At 43.3% G+C, this 18,150-nt stretch carries 14 protein-coding genes; 10 read left to right on the top strand and 4 right to left on the bottom strand.

The annotated features are described in order from the left end of the window. A partial coding sequence (locus tag RG47T_RS19370; protein ID WP_253187541.1) for a glycoside hydrolase family 88 protein occupies positions 1-1,109 on the top strand: 1,109 nt, incomplete at its 5' end. Here RG47T_RS19370 and RG47T_RS19365 read toward each other — a convergent pair. Both RG47T_RS19365 and RG47T_RS19360 read right to left on the bottom strand, forming a co-directional pair. After that, the gene (locus RG47T_RS19365; protein ID WP_083627461.1) at positions 1,102-2,250 is read right to left on the bottom strand and encodes a glycosyltransferase family 2 protein; all 1,149 of its coding nucleotides are present in this window, start codon (positions 2,248-2,250) and stop codon (positions 1,102-1,104) included. The two genes, RG47T_RS19370 and RG47T_RS19365, sit on opposite strands and share 8 nt — an antisense overlap. Positions 2,251-2,351: 101 nt before the next feature. After that, complete coding sequence (locus RG47T_RS19360; protein WP_074491099.1) at positions 2,352-3,302, bottom strand: bifunctional helix-turn-helix transcriptional regulator/GNAT family N-acetyltransferase; 951 nt, start codon at positions 3,300-3,302, stop codon at positions 2,352-2,354. Between the two features lie 130 nt (positions 3,303-3,432). Between RG47T_RS19360 and RG47T_RS19355 the strand changes: the two genes are divergently transcribed. The 6 genes from RG47T_RS19355 (at position 3,433) to RG47T_RS19330 (ending at position 11,509) form a co-directional block, all read left to right on the top strand. Next, a complete protein-coding gene (locus tag RG47T_RS19355) occupies positions 3,433-4,539 on the top strand; it encodes a DUF3810 domain-containing protein (protein ID WP_074491098.1) in 1,107 nt (368 codons plus the stop codon). Positions 4,540-4,661: 122 nt separating this feature from the next. Further along, positions 4,662-5,996, top strand: coding sequence for an APC family permease (locus RG47T_RS19350; RefSeq protein WP_074491097.1), 1,335 nt, complete (start codon positions 4,662-4,664; stop codon positions 5,994-5,996). 34 nt (positions 5,997-6,030) lie between these two features. After that, positions 6,031-7,428 (top strand): glycosyl hydrolase 53 family protein, encoded by a 1,398-nt coding sequence (locus RG47T_RS19345; RefSeq protein ID WP_171972568.1) that lies wholly within the window; start codon positions 6,031-6,033, stop codon positions 7,426-7,428. A 139-nt stretch (positions 7,429-7,567) separates the two neighbouring features. Continuing rightward, positions 7,568-8,335, top strand: coding sequence for a non-homologous end joining protein Ku (ku, locus tag RG47T_RS19340; protein ID WP_074491095.1), 768 nt, complete (start codon positions 7,568-7,570; stop codon positions 8,333-8,335). Between the two features lie 3 nt (positions 8,336-8,338). Beyond that, the gene (gene ligD / locus RG47T_RS19335) at positions 8,339-10,870 is read left to right on the top strand and encodes a DNA ligase D (RefSeq protein ID WP_074491094.1); all 2,532 of its coding nucleotides are present in this window, start codon (positions 8,339-8,341) and stop codon (positions 10,868-10,870) included. Positions 10,871-10,957: 87 nt separating this feature from the next. Next, positions 10,958-11,509: a YciE/YciF ferroxidase family protein gene (locus tag RG47T_RS19330; protein WP_074491093.1), complete on the top strand. Its 552-nt coding sequence runs from the start codon at positions 10,958-10,960 to the stop codon at positions 11,507-11,509. A 60-nt stretch (positions 11,510-11,569) separates the two neighbouring features. Here the strand turns inward: RG47T_RS19330 and RG47T_RS19325 are convergent, their stop codons facing one another. After that, a complete protein-coding gene (locus RG47T_RS19325) occupies positions 11,570-11,947 on the bottom strand; it encodes a hypothetical protein (RefSeq protein ID WP_074491092.1) in 378 nt (125 codons plus the stop codon). Between the two features lie 183 nt (positions 11,948-12,130). Here RG47T_RS19325 and RG47T_RS19320 point away from each other — a divergent pair, with 183 nt between their 5' ends. Both RG47T_RS19320 and RG47T_RS19315 read left to right on the top strand, forming a co-directional pair. Continuing rightward, a complete protein-coding gene (locus RG47T_RS19320; RefSeq protein WP_074491091.1) occupies positions 12,131-13,519 on the top strand; it encodes a M20/M25/M40 family metallo-hydrolase in 1,389 nt (462 codons plus the stop codon). Positions 13,520-13,579: 60 nt separating this feature from the next. Next, the gene (locus RG47T_RS19315; RefSeq protein WP_074491090.1) at positions 13,580-14,896 is read left to right on the top strand and encodes an MFS transporter; all 1,317 of its coding nucleotides are present in this window, start codon (positions 13,580-13,582) and stop codon (positions 14,894-14,896) included. A gap of 107 nt (positions 14,897-15,003) precedes the next feature. On the opposite strand, the gene RG47T_RS19310 is transcribed toward RG47T_RS19315, so the two are convergent. After that, positions 15,004-16,803 (bottom strand): M61 family metallopeptidase, encoded by a 1,800-nt coding sequence (locus RG47T_RS19310; protein WP_074491089.1) that lies wholly within the window; start codon positions 16,801-16,803, stop codon positions 15,004-15,006. 265 nt (positions 16,804-17,068) lie between these two features. Here RG47T_RS19310 and RG47T_RS19305 point away from each other — a divergent pair, with 265 nt between their 5' ends. Then, on the top strand, positions 17,069-18,148 hold the full coding sequence (locus RG47T_RS19305; protein ID WP_074491088.1) for an efflux RND transporter periplasmic adaptor subunit: 1,080 nt from the start codon (positions 17,069-17,071) through the stop codon (positions 18,146-18,148). The last annotated feature ends 2 nt before the right edge of the window (positions 18,149-18,150 follow it).

Here is an 18,150-nt window from a genome sequence, read left to right as displayed (position 1 = left end):
TGCTTAAAACCATAGATCAGAATTTTAAAGATGCGGCTGTACAATATAAGCTAATGAAGGAGGAACTGAAACCCGGCCAGTTCCCTAAAACGTTTGACCCCAAAACAGGTATATCAGAAACCAGTAATTCTGACTGGTGGTGCAGTGGTTTTTACCCCGGTACCTTATTGGATATTTATAAAGAAACCCATGATGCTGCCCTGCTAACCGAGGCCAAACGCATGCTGGCCTTGCTAAGTAACGAGCAGTATAACAGAGGCACGCACGACCTTGGCTTTATGATGTATTGCAGTTTTGGCACCGCCGAAAAGGTAGCGCCAGAGGCTAAATACAAACAGATTCTGATTAATAGTGCAAAGTCATTATTAACCCGGTTTAACCCAAAGGTAGGCTGCATTAAATCATGGGATTCTAAAAAGCCGGAATACCTGGTAATCATTGATAATATGATGAACCTCGAGTTGTTGTTTTGGGCTACTAAGGTAACAGGCGACTCCAGCTATTATAAAATAGCGGTTACGCACGCCAATACTACCATGAAAAACCATTTCAGGGCCGATTATAGTTCGTACCATGTGGTTAACTACGACCCGCAAACAGGAGCTGTAATACAAAAAAGAACAGCACAGGGCTATGCTGATGAATCTGCCTGGGCGCGCGGCCAAACCTGGGGATTGTACGGCTATACCTTAATGTACCGCGAAACTCACGATAAAAAATACCTGGAGCAGGCGCAGCGCATTGCCGGTTTTATACTGCACAACCCTAATTTGCCAAAAGATAAAGTGCCCTACTGGGATTTTAATGCACCCAATATCCCGGATGCTTTGCGCGATGCTTCTGCCGGCGCGGTAATGGCTTCGGCCTTGTTAGAGCTTTGCCGTTATACCGATGCTAAAAGCGGGCGGGAGTATTTTAATGTAGCGCAAACCCTATTAACATCATTATCTGCCGAGCCATATAAAGCAACCAACGGCACCAATGGCGGCTTCTTATTGCAACACAGTGTAGGTAATATACCGGGGCATACAGAGATAGACCAGCCCTTAACTTATGCCGATTATTATTTTGTAGAGGCGATGATGCGTTACAAAGGATTTGCTAAATAGCTTTCCCTGTTTTACCTTTTAGCATATCCAGCGAATAAAAACTATCGCGCCAGTAAATACCGCCTTGTTTAAGGGTGATGAATGCCGACCGGGCCGAGATATAAGCTAATAATAAACCCGCGAAAGGTATCATCACAGCATGCCACCATTTATTGGGCAGTACTGGTGATGCCATAAAAATAGCCTGGAAAAACAGTATAAGGCATGCCATTATGCGTTCTGCCGGGGTGCCCAATATCAGCATTAATGGTACGGGTAAGGCTATTAATGCCAGGATAGCGATGATGCCTCCGATGGTTTTAAGCACACTGTAATCTGCCACGGCAAAAGAGTTTTTCATTAAGCCATTAACAAATTCCCCTACATTTCTGTACCACTCTAAGCCAATGTAGCCCCTGCCGGCTAATACTTCCTGCCGCAAGCCGGCCGCTTTAATAAGATCGCCCAGTTTCAGATCGTCATCCGGGCGCAGTTTAATACGTTGGTGTGTACCAGCTTTTTCATAGGCTTCGCGGCGTATGAGGTTAAAGGCACCAATGCCAATGGAGGCCTTCGATTTGGGATTAATAGCTGCCCAGGGCCTGAACTGCAGCATAAACAATAGTGTAAAAGTGCCAAGCATGCCATTTAGCATTTCCGACCGCGAAATTACTTCTGGCAATATGCAAAGATGATCTAGCCGGTTTTTGGTGACATACGCTGCTGCCTTACTCAGCGAATCGGGATGAAACGCTACATCGGCATCGGTAAAAAGCATCCATTCTTCGGTGCTGTTTAAATAGCCCTGGTAAAGCGCATGGTTTTTGCCCAGCCAGCCATCGGGCAAGGTAGTGATATGAGTAACTGTAAGTTGCGGATACCTGCCTGTGAACCCTGCTAATATAGCCGCGGTGCCATCGGTAGACCGGTCGTTAAGTACAATAATGCGGTAGTTGGCATAATGGAGATTACAGACACTTTGCAGCGCCTTTTCCAGATCTGCCTCCTCATTACGCACCGCGATGATGATAGCCACTGCAGGTTCTGTCTCGGCCAAAGGCTGTAATTTAAGATAGCTTATTTTTTTGCCATTAATCAGCAGGTAAATAATAATACTTACCCAGCCAATTGTGGCAATTAAACTGTAATAGAAAAGAGTCATTGTGCGGGGTTCAATCTGGCATAAAGATGAACAAAATTGGCTTGTAATTGTGCAATTTATACCCGTTCTATCACCTCATGTGCTTTTTGATTTGGGCGCCCTTATTTCACCAGGTTTAATTCCATCTGTATGTTGCAACGCTCATAAGGCGATGGATTGCCGATCACTTTCTTAAAACCTAATTTCTGATACAAGCTGATGGCCGGTTTAAGGATCATATTACTTTCTAGGTATAGTTTTTTAGCACCGACCGATTTTGCCCGTTCAATAACCGCATTGCCTAGCAGGCTGCCAATACCTTTGCCTTTAGCCAATGGCGATACCGCCATTTTAGCCAGCTCGAAGGTGTCTTCATCTTTTTTAATTAAAGCACAGGTACCAATAGGTTCGCCCTTATCCAGCGCGAAAAGGATATAACCGCCTTTATCTAAAATATATTCCTTAGCATGGTCGAGCGATTTGTAGTCGGCTTCTTCCATTTTAAAATAAGTGGTTATCCACTCTTCATTCAGTTGTTTAAAAGCCGGCTGGTATTTCGGGTCATAATCAACAATCAAAATATCTTTGCTTTCGCGCTGTTTTTTAGCATCTATTACGCGTTTATCCAGGCTTCTTTGCTCCAATATGTACTCCCACTCTTCAATGGCTTTCCATAAATTATGTTGTGTTTCGGCAAGGGCACCTTCAATGGCAGCATTTACATCCAAAAATTGCTCCTGCAAACGCTCATCGTACGACATTCCTTTTTCCGTTAGCATTACATAGTTTTTTCGCCCATCGCCCTTGTACGGGCTTTCCTTAACTATACCCTTTTTAGTCATTTCCTTTACAATAATGCTTACAGAAGGGTGCGAGTGGCCAATTTCCTGCGCTATTTGCGTAATGGTTTTTTCTTCGCCATTACACAGGGTATAATACACCGGGAACCATTTAGATTGCATCTCAACATTATACAAAGCGTATACCTTGCTGGCCTGGTCCATGTGTAGCTCTGTTAACCTGCGCATACGGCTGCCTAAAGCAAGGCGGCCAATTTTATTGTAAAATTCCATTGTTATTGGTAATTACGTAATTGATTACGCAAATATAAATTTCATAACTAATTATCCCAAACGAAATTCATAAATAATGCTTTTGTAACAAATGAGTTAATTTGGCATTTGTGCTATATTTACTGCATCAATGCCTCAACATACCCCATATTTTAAAAACAAACTGCTAATTGCTGGCGGTCTGCTTGTTTTCATCATCTTATTGGGTAACCTGCAATCGGCTCCGCAATTTGTAGATCAATTTTACTCCCGTGGGCTATATCGGGCTATTTGTGTTGTGCTGCACCTTTTGCTAGGGTGGCTGCCTTTTAGCTTTGGAGATGTATTATATATTACAGTGATAGGCTATTTGCTGTATGCCGTTTTTCATCTGCTGAAATTACTTTTCAAAAAAAGATTTAAACCTGCCGGTATCTACCTGCTGCAACTCATTATAGGTTTCCAGGTGGCCATTGTGTTATTTTACATGTGCTGGGGCTTAAACTATTTCAGGCCATCGGCTGCCAGGCGTTTAAGCTTGCAGGATACATCATACACACTTACAGACGTGGAAGCCATAACCCGTATGCTGGTTGATAGTGTAAATGAAACCCGTAATGCTTTAACGACAGCAGATTTACATCAGCAGAATAGTGCCATTTACAGCACCGCAGTTAATGCTATTGATACATTGGCGGGCACATCTGCGCACTTTAAAACCTTTATGCCGGGGGTTAAGCCATCGTTAATTAGCCCGTTGTTAAATTATTTAAGTACCTCGGGCTACTACAATCCCTTTACGGGCGAAGCGCAGATCAACTGGCAAATGCCTGTGTTCGATCGTCCGTTTACGGCCTGTCACGAAATGTCGCACCAAATGGGTTTTGGCCGCGAAGATGAAGCCAATTTTGTAGGTTACCTGGCTGGTATTCACTCATCAAACAGGCTGCTTAAATACTCGGCCTACTATGAAGGTACTATTGAGTTTCTGCATTATCTGTATCGCCGGGATACCACAGCGCATCACCAGTTAAAGGCCATGCTTAATGCATCGGTTAAGCAAGATCTTAAAACAGATAGCGCCTATTGGGAAGGTTATGCCGGGCAAATTGGCTTAATAAGCGGCCGTTTTTACGATAGCTTTTTAAAAGCCAATAACCAACCAGCGGGCCTGCGTACTTACAACCGGATGATCAGGCTTACGATGGCCTGGTACAGGAAGAAGGAGCGTGGACAGTTTAACCCTGTTAAACTCTAAACCGCCATGCTTGTTTCGGACAGGTATAAAATAGGCATTTCGCAAACTAAGCACATCGGATGCCGAAACAAGTTCGGCACTAGGGGATAAAAAAATGCAATTTTATACTATTTTTAAAATCTATGCCCGCCAAACCAGTTTCCAAAAAAATCCGTCCGCTACAACTCATTGTAATTATCTTTTTCACGGTATCGGGTGGGCCATATGGGTTGGAGTCGCTGATGAGTTATGCGGGGGCGCATGCCACTTTATTAATCTTATTAATTACTCCCATACTATGGGACGTGCCCGCTATACTAACCGTTGCCGAACTTAACAGCATGATGCCGGTAGAGGGCGGCTATTATCAATGGGTAAAAAACGCCTTGGGTATGCGTTTCGGTTTTTACGAGGGCTGGTGGACCTGGCTCTATACGTTTATAGATCTGGCCATATACCCGGTTATGTTTATCCAGTATGCCACTTTCTTTTTCCCGTGGATGGTTACTTATCAGATCCCGGTTTGTTTGGTGTTTATCTGGCTATCGGCATTAATTAATATTTGGGGTATTGTGCAGGTTGGCCGCGCATCAATGATACTCAGTGTGGCTGTACTTGGGCCTTTTGTAGTATTGTTGATAGCTGCGCTGATGCACCATTCGCTAAGTGCTTATATGCCTGCACCGTATGTAAGGCATCTTAAATTCCCGGCATTGGCTATGGCTTTGTATACCGTAATGTGGAACTGCCTGGGTTGGGATAATATTACTACTTATGCCGGCGAGGTAGAAAAACCGGTAAGGTCATATCTGATCTCCGTATTCTGTGCTTTTGCGCTTGTTATGGTGCTGTACTTTGTGGTAATGCTTATCGCGCAGCAATCGGGCATTAACCCGCAGGTGCTGAGTGATAAGCGTTTCCCGGCCCTGGGCGAATTGATCGGCGGGCATTGGCTGGGGGGCTTAATAGCCATTGGAGGGATGGCAAGCGCTATGGGGATCTATACCGCCGTGCTGCTTTCGGTATCGCGTATCCCCAAGGTAATGGCTGATGATAAACTACTGCCTAAAGTACTAACCAGGCTTCATCCTAAATATAACACACCGTATTGGTCTATCATCATATGCTCGGGGCTGGTAAGTTTAATGATCCTGTGGTCGTTCGAAGAATTGCTGATTATTGACGTTACTGTTTATGGCGCAGGCTTTTTTTTAGAATATGCCGCACTTATTGCTACGCGCATAAAACAACCCGATGCACACCGGCCATTTAAAATACCACTGGGTGTGGGCGGCTTACTCGTGCTTTTAATACTGCCAATTGCCGTATATTTTATAGCAATGGCTGGTGCCTTTGATTCGACAGAACAGGCTATAAGGCCTGCCATATTTGCCATCTTAGCCCTATCAACCGCAGAATTATGTTGGCAAATGATTAACTTAAGGCGCCGTTTTACGTTAAAAGATAAAAACCTTTGATCTATAGCAACTGATTATGTTATTACCCATAAAAATGAGGAAATTTACTTCCCTTCTTACACTAGCGTTACTTTTAACCGGCTTTGCCCAGCAGTTGGCGGCGCAATCTGTTGCTGTTGGTAAGCCTGCCGAAGTAGTAATTACTCCCTACAAAACCACCATGCTGGCAGATGGGAAAGATGAAGCGCAAATTAAAGTAGTTATTATTGATAAGAACGGTAATACCATTCTGCATGCAGGCAAGTTGATAAAGTTTACCATTACTGGTGATGCCATGATTAGTAAATTAAGCGATCATCAGCAATATAGTGAGGTGGGCATGCCAAACCATATTGTAACAGAGGGTAAATTGCATGATGGTATTTTATGGGTTACCTTGCGTTCGGGGCATCAAAAAGGGAGTGTTAAGTTTGAAGCTAAAGCAGATAGCCTGTATCCCGGTGCTACCGAAATAAAAATGATCCAACCGGGCGCTGCACATAAGATAACTACGCTGATGTATATCCCAAAAAAGGTGCAGGATAAAATAATGGGAGCAGATATCTCATTTCTGCCTGAATTGGAAGCTAAAGGCCTTAAGTTTTCTGACAAGGGCGTACAAAAAGATGCTCTTGAGATATTAAAAGATCACGGGTTTAATTATATCCGCCTGCGGATATTTAATAATCCGGCACGCGATAGTGGCTACTCGCCCAATAAAGGTTTTTGTGATCTGGAACATACCCGGCAAATGGCCAAGCGGGTTAAAGCTGCCGGTATGAAGTTGTTGCTTGATTTTCATTACAGTGATTACTGGGCCGACCCACAACAGCAGTATAAACCTGCGGGATGGCGCGGGCAAGATTTTAATACCATTAAACATGCTGTTTACACCTACACGGTTGATGTACTGCAACAGCTAAAATCTCAGGGAACCCTGCCGGATATGGTGCAGGTTGGTAATGAGATTAACCACGGGATGATATGGCCGGAAGGAGAGATCAATAACCTGGACAGTTTGGCTGAGTTAATAAACATGGGTGTACAGGGGGTAAAAGCGGTTGACCCATCTACCCCGGTAATGCTGCATGTGGCATTAGGAGGGCAAAATTTAGAGGCCCGTTTCTTTATGGATCAAATGCTTGAACGTAATGTGCCTTTTGATGTGATCGGCTTATCTTACTACCCCAAATGGCATGGTACCTTAGATGATCTTAAAGAAAACATGACTGATCTGGCCACACGCTACAAACGCCAGGTAATGGTTGCCGAATATACCCAGCTAAAAACAGAGGTTAATGATATTGCCTTTAACCTGCCCGATGGTAAATCGCTCGGTACCTTTATTTGGGAACCGCTGAACACATGGGAACAGATCTTCGATAAGGCAGGCAAATCCAACGGGTACATTGATTTGTATGATGGTATTGCGAAGAAGTATATCACGAAGTAAGATCAGAATTTTCAAAATTCAGGAATTAAGAGAATCGTCCCGGAATTGCATTCGGGGAATTCTATAATTCGCTAAATTTTGATCCAAAACACATTAACCTTTTGATAGTTATAGTTAGGTTGTATTAAACAGGCTAATTATGAGATCAATATGGAAAGGCTCAATCGGGTTTGGGCTGGTAAATATTCCCGTTAAGTTATATTCGGCAGTGCAAAGCAGCTCGCTGGATCTGGATATGCTGGATGGCCGCGACCATGCCCGCATCCATTTTATGCGGGTAAACGAAAACACCAAAAAAGAAGTGCCGTACGATAAGATCGTTAGGGCCTATAAGCTCGATGATGTTTACATTGTAGTTGAAGAGGCCGACTTTGAAGCTGCCATCCCCGAAAAAACCAAGCTGATAGAAATAGAAAGCTTTGTAGAGATGAGCGAGGTGAACCCCATGTTTTATGAAACCTCTTACTATGCCGAGCCCGAGCAGAAAAATAGTAAAGCTTACACACTTTTAATTAAAGCGCTGGAGAAAAGCAAAAAGGCCGGCCTGGCCCGTTTTGTATTGCGCAACACCGAGAACCTGTGCATTATCCATCCCGAAAATAATGTGCTGGTGGTTACCCGCATCCGCTTCGGGCAGGAGATAAGGGGGACTGAAGATCTGAACATCCCGAAAGAAAGTACCATCAGCAAAAAGGAACTGGACATGGGCCTTGCGCTGATTAACCAATATGCCGAGAAATTCGACGTATCGAAGTTTAAAGATCAGTACAGTGATGAGTTGCTGAAAATTATTAAGGCCAAAGCTAAAGGCAAACGCCCTACCATCAAGAAAATGAAGGTGGTTAAAACATCAAGCGATGACCTTTACGATCAATTAATGGCAAGTTTAAGCAAGAAAGGAGCGTAACTCATGGGCCTGAAAGAGTATGAAAAGAAACGCGATTTCAAAAAAACATCCGAGCCTAAAGGGGGTAAGGGTACTGGTAAAACCTTAAGATTTGTGGTGCAGCGGCACCATGCTTCGCACCTGCATTACGATTTCCGGCTGGAGTTGGATGGTGTTTTAAAAAGCTGGGCCGTACCCAAAGGCCCATCCATGAATCCGGGCGATAAGCGGCTGGCCATGATGGTGGAAGATCATCCCTATGATTACCGGACTTTTGAAGGCATTATACCCAGTGGCGAATATGGCGGCGGGGTTGTAATTGTATGGGACGAAGGAACCTATGAATCACTTGCCGAATCGCGTGCTGATGATGTGAAAACACTACATGCCGGGCTGCACTCGGGCGATATGAAATTTAGATTGAATGGTAAGATATTAAAAGGCGAGTTTGTTTTGGTGAAACTCCATACCGACGAAAAATCGTGGCTGTTGATTAAGCATAAAGATGATTATGCTATAAAAACCAAATACAACAGCGAAGATTTTGTGCCCGATAATATTAAAGTGCTGCTGAATAATAAGGGCGATAAAGTTAAAAAACTACCTAAACATCAAAACTCAGCCGACATAGCCGGTGCCGGTAAAGAGGAAGAAGATATTGAGCAGGAGCAAGAAGCCGAACCTGAAACCAAACCGGCAAAATCATACCAACCCATGATGGCCAAACTGGAAGCCAAGCTGGTTGACCATGCCGATTGGATCTATGAGCACAAACTGGATGGGTACCGTGCCATTGCCCATACAGGCAAAAAACCGGAGTTACTGTCGCGCAATAATATCGATTTCAGTGCCAAGTATAAATTGGTAATGGATGAGGTAAAAATTATGGATAGAAGTGCAGTGCTTGATGGCGAAATTGTGGTAGAAGATAAACAGGGCAAGGCCAGCTTTCAGGATTTGCAGAATTATTTAAAAAATGATTTAAAGAGCGACAAAAACCTGACGCTGAAATATTATGTATTCGACCTGCTGATGCTGGATGGGCACGATACGCGGCACCTGGAACTGTGGAAACGTAAAGAATTATTGAAAGCACTGATCGCTTCTTATCCTGATCTGAAAAACATTGCCTATCACGGGCATATCGATGGTGAAGGGACTAAATTAATGGCTCAGGCTAAAAAAGAAAGTTGGGAGGGTATTATCGGCAAAGACAGGGCGAGCATTTACGAAAGCGGCAGGCGATCAGAAAAATGGCTGAAGTTTAAACTCCAAAATTCGCAGGAGGCTATTATCTGCGGTTTTACCCAACCCGAGGGGGCGCGCCATTTCTTTGGCTCGTTAATATTGGGCATAAAGGAGGGAAGCCGTATCCGCTATGCAGGTAATTGCGGTACGGGTTTTAATGAGGCTACGCTTAAAGATGTGTATCATCAAATGGAGGCGCTGGTTGTGAAAGAGCGTACCCTGCCCGAAAAAATAAACCAGCGGGGTAAGGTAACCTGGGTTAAGCCGCAATTGGTTTGCGAAGTTTTTTATAGTGAATGGACGGAGGATGCGCATATGCGCCATCCGGTATTTAAAGGCTTACGTATGGACAAGGAACCAGAAAAGGTAGTTATAGAAACACCCAACACGCAATTGGCTGACGATGAAACGGTAAAGTTTAATGGCCAGAATATAAAGCTGACCAACCAGAATAAACTCTGGTGGAAAACCGAAGGCATTACCAAAGGGCAGTTGCTGCATTACTATATGCAGGTGGCTCCGTACATGGTGCCTTACCTAAAAGATAAGCCCATGTCTATGCGCAGGCAACCCAATGGCATTGAAGACGAAGGCTTTTTTCAAAAAGATGTAGACCCTGCCAAGTTACCTAAGTGGATAAAAATAGAACCGCTACACTCAGATAGTAATGATAAGGATATCCATTACATTATTGGTAAAGATGCGGCCACATTGCTTTACATGGCCAATATGGGTTCTATAGAAATAAACCCCTGGTTAAGCTCTTATAAAAAGCCAGAGAATCCGGATTATATGGTGATAGATCTGGATCCGCACGATGTGCCTTTTACCGAGGCGATAGAAGCGGCCCTGGTAACCAAGCAGGTATTTGACCGTATGGGGCTGGATGTATTTATTAAAACATCGGGATCAAAGGGGTTGCACATATATTGTTACCTGGGTGCCAAATATGATTATGATTTTGTGAAAATGTTTGCCGAATATGTGGCGCACCATGTGCATGATCAGTTGCCCGATACTACCAGTATAGAACGTAGCCCGGCCAAGCGGCCTCATAAAACCTATATCGACTTTTTGCAGAACCGACGGGGGCAAACCATTGCTGCGCCTTATTCGGTAAGGCCTAAACCGGGGGCTACGGTATCAACACCGTTGCATTGGCATGAAGTAAATAATGATTTAAAGATCTCGAACTTCGATATATTTAATATACTGGATAGAATTAGCAAAATTGATGACCCGTGGAAAGCCTTAACCGCTAAAAAAGCCGACTTGAAACAAGCATTAAAATTGTTGCAGAAAGATTAAGCTAAATTGTTTTTTGTTAATTATATAAGTAATAAAACTTTCTAATTAGTTTAATGTTGTAATTTATAACTAAAACAAAACAACATCATGGCAACAAAAGCAAAAACTGCAACAGCAGAAACCACTACCACAGAAGTGAGTGAGTCGGCATTAAACGAATTGTTTATCGACGAATTAAAAGATATTTACTGGGCAGAAAAGCACCTAACCAAAGCTTTAGCCAAAATGGCTAAAAAAGCAACATCAGATGAGTTGCGTACGGCCCTGCAAAACCACCTGACAGAAACTGAAGGACAGATTACCCGCCTGGAATCAGTTTTCGAGTCAATTGGTGAAAAAGCCGTTGCAAAGAAATGTGAAGCCATGAATGGTTTGATTAAAGAAGCAGAAGAAATTATGGAAGACACGGAAGATGGCAGCATCACCCGCGATGCCGGTATTATTTCTGCAGCTCAAAAATCTGAGCATTACGAAATTGCATCTTACGGTACTTTGAAAACTTTGGCTGCAACATTAGGTTACAACGAAGCCGCCGAACTTTTAGGCCAGACTTTAGAAGAAGAAAAAAATGCAGATGCATTACTAACCCAAATTGCAGAAGCAGGTATCAACACATCTGCAAAGAGCGAAAAGAAATAATAGGGGACAACTTATTTCTTTAAAACAACAAAGGGCCTTTAAGGTCCTTTGTTGTTTGTATTAGTTTTTATCGTAAAATTTTCCGTCAACCCAGTTTAGTGCCAACCCGGTGTCTATCATGTTGCGGGTTACTTCAGCGTTAACGATCAGAGCCAGATCAAACCTTTGAAATAGAATACAGGTTTCATAAAGTGCTTCCGTTATGCTAAGGGCCATTTCAAAATTATGTCCGCTTATTTTATTTAACTGGTACGCGCCTGAACAGTACTTATCGGGGAAATGGCTTGTTGCATCAAGTCCCAACAATTTGCATATATGAGTGAGCATATAGATGTTAATAGCGTCATCATCATCGAGCAAGTGGAATAAGGTATTTTCAAGTTGTTGAGTAAAATTGAAAGTGGAGTCATCTACTTCAATTTTCCTTATAATTGACATAGTTTATTTCTAATTAAAAAATAAAGATATAAATTCTATAGCACTCCTTTTGGAAAAATATGCAAAAGAGATAGGCTTATAAGTAAAAATACCGTGTTTATGAATGCTACATCGATGAATTAGTTACTTTGACTTGTAAGCATAAAGCATTAACTTTCGGGTTATAACATATTCCTTAATTCAATGAAACTAAAACCCATACTTTCTGCTGTACTTTTTTGTGCGGTAAGTTTATCTGCCAGTGCGCAAAACGATTCGGTAACTATCCGCAAAATTTATGACGAAGCCCTTGTAAACGGTAAAGCTTACGAGAACCTGCATTATTTGTGTAAAAATATCGGTCAGCGCATTAGCGGTTCTGCCAATGCGCAAAAGGCGGTAGAGTGGAGCAAAAAGTTGATGGAAGGTTACGGCTTCGACAAAGTTTATTTGCAGGAAGTAATGGTACCACATTGGGTGCGTGGCGAAAAAGAACAGGGCTTTATTATTGATGGTAAAACACGTACGCCGGTAGCTTTAGCAGCGCTGGGCATGTCGGTAGGTACACCCAAAGCGGGTATTACTGCCGAGGTAATTGAGCTGCACAGCCTGAAAGAACTGGAAACTTTAGGTGCAGATAAAATTAAGGGGAAGATCGTTTTTTTTAACCGCCCTTTTGATGAACGCTTTATTGAGGCAGGCCGTGCTTACGGTACCGCGGGCGATCAGCGTAATTTGGGCCCGGGTGCAGCATCTAAATATGGTGCGGTGGCCGTTATTGTACGTTCGTTAACATCGGCGTTGGATAACTACCCGCATACAGGCGCTACCAGCTATGGCACCAATACGCCAATACCGGCAGCGGCATTATCAACTATAGCGGCTAATAAGCTAAGCGAAACAATAAAAAATGCCAAGGGTAAGCCGGTGCAATTCTTTTTAAAAGATAACTGCCAGATGCTACCTGATGCACAATCATTTAATGTGGTTGGTGAGTTAAAAGGGACTGAAGAACCTAATCAATTTATTACGGTAGGTGGCCACCTGGATTCGTGGGACCTGGCCGAAGGTGCACATGATGACGGTACCGGCGTAATGCAATCGGCAGAAGTGCTGCGCATTTTTAAAGCAATGGGTTACAAACCTAAACACAGCATTCGTGCCGTATTTTTTATGAACGAAGAGAACGGCGACCGCGGCGGTTTAAAGTATGCCGAGCTTGCTGCTGCCAATAAGGAAGAGCATATTGCAGCCATAGAATCTGACGGCGGTGGTTTTACGCCACGCGGTTTTGGGATAACTACATCAGCAGCAACGCTTCAAAAAATTAACGAGAACTGGAAACCTCTGTTTACGCCTTACCAAAGCGATCACCTTACGCAAGGCGGCGGCGGCTCTGATATTGGCCCGTTAAAGCAAACTGTACCGGGTGTTACGCTGATTGGTTTCCAGGCAGACTCGCAACGTTACTTTGATATTCACCACACGCCTAATGATGTGTTTGAAAACGTGAATAAACGCGAGTTGGAACTGGGAGCAGCCTCTATGGCTTCATTGGTATACCTGATAGATCAGCATGGTTTGAAATTTTAAATTTTTACCGGGTATTCAAAACTACAGTCGTAACTTTGCGCCATACATCTAAATATCAGCGTGTCAGACGACGGAAATAGTCAACCCCAGAAAAAAGATTCATTTGCAGCCCTTCGCTATAAGGACTTTCGCGCTTATCTTGGTATGCGCTTCTTTTTTACGTTTGCCTATCAAATGCAAACAACGGTGCTGGGTTTTTACATTTATCAATTAACACACAGTAAAGTAGCCATTGCCTTTATTGGCCTCAGCGAAGCCATCCCGGCGGTTGGTATAGCGCTATATGGTGGTTATATTGCCGATAAATACGAAAAAAGAAAAATGCTGCTCTTCATATTTGGCGGCGTTTTTCTTTCTTCGTTAGTGATGTTTACTTTCACGCTTAACAGCATGAAAGCATATGATAACGGCTGGATCCTGTACATCCTGTACGCCATGATTTTCTGCAACGGTATTGCACGTGCTTTTTACGGCCCTGCTACTTTTACAGTTTATGCACATAGCATCCCTAAAGAAGTTTACCCCAACGGCAGCAGCTGGAGCAGCTCTGCCTGGCAAATGGCTTCGATATTGGGGCCGCTAACCGGGGGATTCTTATACGGTTTCTCTGGTAAGATAATCCCGGGCTTGTCAGGTATTACAGCCAACTTTAGCGTTATCTTAATATTTTTGTTTATAGCGCTTGTATTGGTTTACAGGCTGCGTAAATATCCTGCGGTATTTATACCGAAAGAAAGCATCTGGATTAGTTTGAAAGAAGGCTTACACTTTGTATTCAACAACAAAATGATGTTCTACGCCATGAGCCTCGACCTGTTCTCGGTGTTTTTTGGTGGCGTGGTCGCATTGCTGCCGGTGTATGCATTAGATATTTTAAAGGTAGGCTCTGAGGGCTTGGGCGTAATGCGCATGGCATCATCATTAGGCGCTGCGTTAACTATGCTGGCTATGGTTAGGTTCTCACCCATGAACAGGCCGTGGCGTAACCTGCTGATAGCGGTTGCCGGGTTCGGTGTATCTATTATAGGCTTCGGCTTATCTAATATATTTTACGTATCGCTGTTGTTCCTTTTCTTACAGGGGGCTTTTGATAGCGTAAGTGTAATTATCCGTGGTACCATTATGCAATTGCTCACCCCCGATCAAATGCGCGGGCGGGTATCTGCCGTAAACTCTATGTTCATCGGTTCATCTAACGAGATCGGCGATTTCGAATCGGGTATGGCCGCTAAAATATTGGGCACCACACCGGCCGTATTGTTTGGCGGCTGTATGACTTTACTGGTAGTAACGGTGACTTACTTTAAAACCAAGAATTTAATACCAAGCAGTCTGGAAGATATCCATTCGCCCGAGGTTACACCACCTGTTAATTAAACCGAATCATTAGCCTTCTTCGGATTTAGTAAACGTATAGCCACAAAAAAAGTCCGGCATTTGCCGGACTCAAATATACTTTCTTGTATAAACTATCTTGTATCTAACTACAAAGACAGCCACTTCTTCCGCACAGCTAACTGCGCTGCAGACGGCGAATCGATGCTTTCTATTTTGTATTTAAAATCGTTGTTGCGTAGCAAGGTAACCGGTAAGTTAAGCGATTGGCCATCGCGGGTTACGGTAACGGTTATTTTATCGCCTACTTTTTTATCGCCCAACAGGTTTTTGGGGTCGGCTATTGGCTGGCCATCAATTGCGGTGATCTCATCGTTTACGTTAATACCGTCAGTCCAGCCTGCTGTACCACGGCCAACACCTGTTACTTTAACATTAGTGCCTGCCGCTACTGTTTTAATACCCAGTGTTGGGTTATTGCTGGCGGCCAGGTCATCGGTTAATTTATATCCGGCGTAGCCTAAATATTTGTTGTAATCAATGGCGTCCAGGCCGTTAATATATTTCTGATAAAAGCTGTCGAGGTTTTTACCGGCAAATTTCTCCAGTCCTTGTTTAAACTCAGTATCAGTATAACCGCGTTTTTTTAGCTTGTAATACTCAGTGTACATGTATTTCATTACATCGTCCAAACAGTATTTGCTTTGGCTATCGTTAATAATTTCCAGATCCAGCAATAATGCAGCAACAGAGCCTTTATTGTAATAAGAGATGGTGGTATTGGCCGAGTTTTCATCCGGGCGGTAAGCCTTAATCCAGGCATCATAGCTTGATTGCGATAATGGCTGAATTTTAGCACCTTGGGAATTTTCTACAATGTTAATGTCGGCAGCTAATACACCCAGGTAATTTTCGGTGCTGTATAGCTTGGTGCGTTGCACAACAATGTTATCGTAGTAGGCAGTAAAACCTTCGGCTATCCACAGGTCGGTGGTATAGTTCTCGTTGTCATAATCAAAGGGGCCTAAAGCAACAGGGCGCAAACGTTTTACATTCCACAGGTGGAAATGCTCGTGCGATACCAGGGCCAAGAAGTTTTGATAACCGGTTTCGGTATTGTAGCTATTGCGCGATGCGCCAAGCACAGTAGAGCTTAAATGCTCTAAACCACCGCCGCCTTTGCTATAGTTATGTACAATAAAGGTGTAATGCTTGTTGGGGTTCTCCCCGTATACTGCGGTTTCCAGCTCCACAATGTGGGCCATATCCTTTTTCAGGCGTTCCTTATCATAGTTACCGCCGCCATACATGGCCACTTCATAATCAACGCCGGCTGCTTTAAAGCCAAACACATCCTGGTTGCCAACCTCAATAGGCGAATCGAACAGGATATCATAGTTAGGCGCAGTACGGGTAAATGGATCATTATTTACCATCTCTAAACTGGTAGAAACCTTATCCCAGCCTTTGTAAGGCACAATGTGGATGGTAGACGGATGCATTAGCATACCATCGGGGTATAAGAACATGCCCGAGGTTGATAAAAACGCATGGGTAACATCAATAAAAGCAGTACGTACCGAAATTTCGAAACTGTACATGCGGTACCTAATCTTAATAGCGCTCAGGTTAGTGGTATTAATATGCCATATATTTTTTCGGGTTTTAATAAATGGAATGGTTTTACCGTTGGCCTCTACGCTAAACGATTCGAGGTTTTTGGCAAACTCGCGCACCAGATACGATCCTGGTGTCCAAACCGGCATTTTCAGGTCTAATGAATTTTGCATTAGTCCGGTTATATTCATCTCTATATCAGCGTAATGCGCCTGTGCTTCGGGGAATTTTACCTCATAGCTGATCTTCACATTACCGGCTGCATGGCTTTCGGTGTAATTCGTCATTATAATAGTTAACAATGCAATAGTAAATAAAGCAAATTTTTTCATGCCGCCAATTTATAAAAAACTACTTAGGGGTGATTTATTGCTGTGAAAATATATGTTGTAAAATGGTTGATACAAGTAACTATTATATATTGTAACTATTATTTTAGCTTCGCATATTTATGGCAATAACAGAGCAGAGCTTGCGCAAGCTATTCCATCCCGGATGTATTTATTTGCATGTATTAGCCAGAATAGGAAATAATAAAGTTGCGCAAAGCAGCCAAACCAATTTAGAAATCAAAATCATAAGCGATACCCCACAGATATGAAAACCAGGTACATCGTATATATTGCCCTTGCCTTAGTTGTAGGCTTTTTAATATTTAATAAATTGCATGGCAGCAAGGGTAAAGATGCCCAGGGCCAGGCGGCCGACAGTAAAGGCGGTAAAAAGAAAACCGGCCCGGTGCCTGTAACCGTAATGATAGTTAAGGATACCGCCGTGACCAATAATATTGACCTTACCGGCACCATTGACCCGAACGAAAAAGTGAACCTGGTAAGCCAGACCGCAGGTAATATTACCGGCATTTACTTTCAGGAAGGCAGCCATGTAAGCAAAGGGCAGGTATTGGTAAAAGTTTACAATGCCGATTTGGTTGCCGGGCTTAAACAAAGCCAGTACCAGCTTACGCTTGCGCAGCAAAACGAGTATCGCAACAAAATATTGCTGCAAAAAGAAGCTGTAAGCCAGCAGGAGTACGATACTTCACTATCTGCCTACAACTCATTAAAAGCACAGGGCGATGTAATTAAAGCACAGATTGCTAAAACGGAGATCCGCGCACCGTTTTCGGGGGTTATCGGTTTGCGTAATGTAAGCCCGGGAGGCTATTTGTCGCCCTTAACTTCTATTGCTGTATTGGTAAACACCGACCCGATGAAGGTTACCTTTTCGGTACCCGAGCGTTACCAGCAATTAATAAAGACAGGCAGCAAGATCAGGTTTAGTGTAGCCAGCTCGCGCGAAACTTTTACGGCTACGGTTTATGCCATAGAGCCATCTATCGATCAAACTTCGCGTACTATTACCGTACGTGCAAAGGCAGCTAACCCCAAAAATCTGATCACAGCCGGCGGCTTCGCCAAAATTAATTTAACGCTCGATCAGATCCCTAAAACCATTATGGTACCTACCGAATGCGTGATCCCCGATCTGAAAGCCAGCAAGGTTTACATTGCCCATAATGGTACGGCGGTGGCCAAATCTGTAAAAACAGATTTACGTACCGATACCAAAATAGAAGTTACCGATGGTTTGAATGCCGGTGATAGCCTCATTGTATCTGGCCTGATCCAGATGCGGCCAAAAGTGCCTTTGAAAATTATTAAAGTTATTAAGTAAGC

The sequence above is a fragment of the Mucilaginibacter polytrichastri genome (assembly GCF_001911425.1).
GTDB classification, from domain to species: Bacteria; Bacteroidota; Bacteroidia; order Sphingobacteriales; family Sphingobacteriaceae; genus Mucilaginibacter; species Mucilaginibacter polytrichastri.
This window is presented reverse-complemented; position numbering and strand designations above follow the sequence as displayed.

Excerpts from the sequence above, each read along its gene's own strand:
- RG47T_RS19365 (WP_083627461.1), bottom strand. The coding sequence starts at position 2,250 with ATGACTCTTTTCTATTACAGTTTAATTGCCACAATTGGCTGGGTAAGT.
- RG47T_RS19360 (WP_074491099.1), bottom strand. The coding sequence starts at position 3,302 with ATGGAATTTTACAATAAAATTGGCCGCCTTGCTTTAGGCAGCCGTATG.
- RG47T_RS19355 (WP_074491098.1), top strand. The coding sequence starts at position 3,433 with ATGCCTCAACATACCCCATATTTTAAAAACAAACTGCTAATTGCTGGC.
- RG47T_RS19350 (WP_074491097.1), top strand. The coding sequence starts at position 4,662 with ATGCCCGCCAAACCAGTTTCCAAAAAAATCCGTCCGCTACAACTCATT.
- RG47T_RS19345 (WP_171972568.1), top strand. The coding sequence starts at position 6,031 with ATGAGGAAATTTACTTCCCTTCTTACACTAGCGTTACTTTTAACCGGC.
- ku (WP_074491095.1), top strand. The coding sequence starts at position 7,568 with ATGAGATCAATATGGAAAGGCTCAATCGGGTTTGGGCTGGTAAATATT.
- ligD (WP_074491094.1), top strand. The coding sequence starts at position 8,339 with ATGGGCCTGAAAGAGTATGAAAAGAAACGCGATTTCAAAAAAACATCC.
- RG47T_RS19330 (WP_074491093.1), top strand. The coding sequence starts at position 10,958 with ATGGCAACAAAAGCAAAAACTGCAACAGCAGAAACCACTACCACAGAA.
- RG47T_RS19325 (WP_074491092.1), bottom strand. The coding sequence starts at position 11,947 with ATGTCAATTATAAGGAAAATTGAAGTAGATGACTCCACTTTCAATTTT.
- RG47T_RS19320 (WP_074491091.1), top strand. The coding sequence starts at position 12,131 with ATGAAACTAAAACCCATACTTTCTGCTGTACTTTTTTGTGCGGTAAGT.
- RG47T_RS19310 (WP_074491089.1), bottom strand. The coding sequence starts at position 16,803 with ATGAAAAAATTTGCTTTATTTACTATTGCATTGTTAACTATTATAATG.
- RG47T_RS19305 (WP_074491088.1), top strand. The coding sequence starts at position 17,069 with ATGAAAACCAGGTACATCGTATATATTGCCCTTGCCTTAGTTGTAGGC.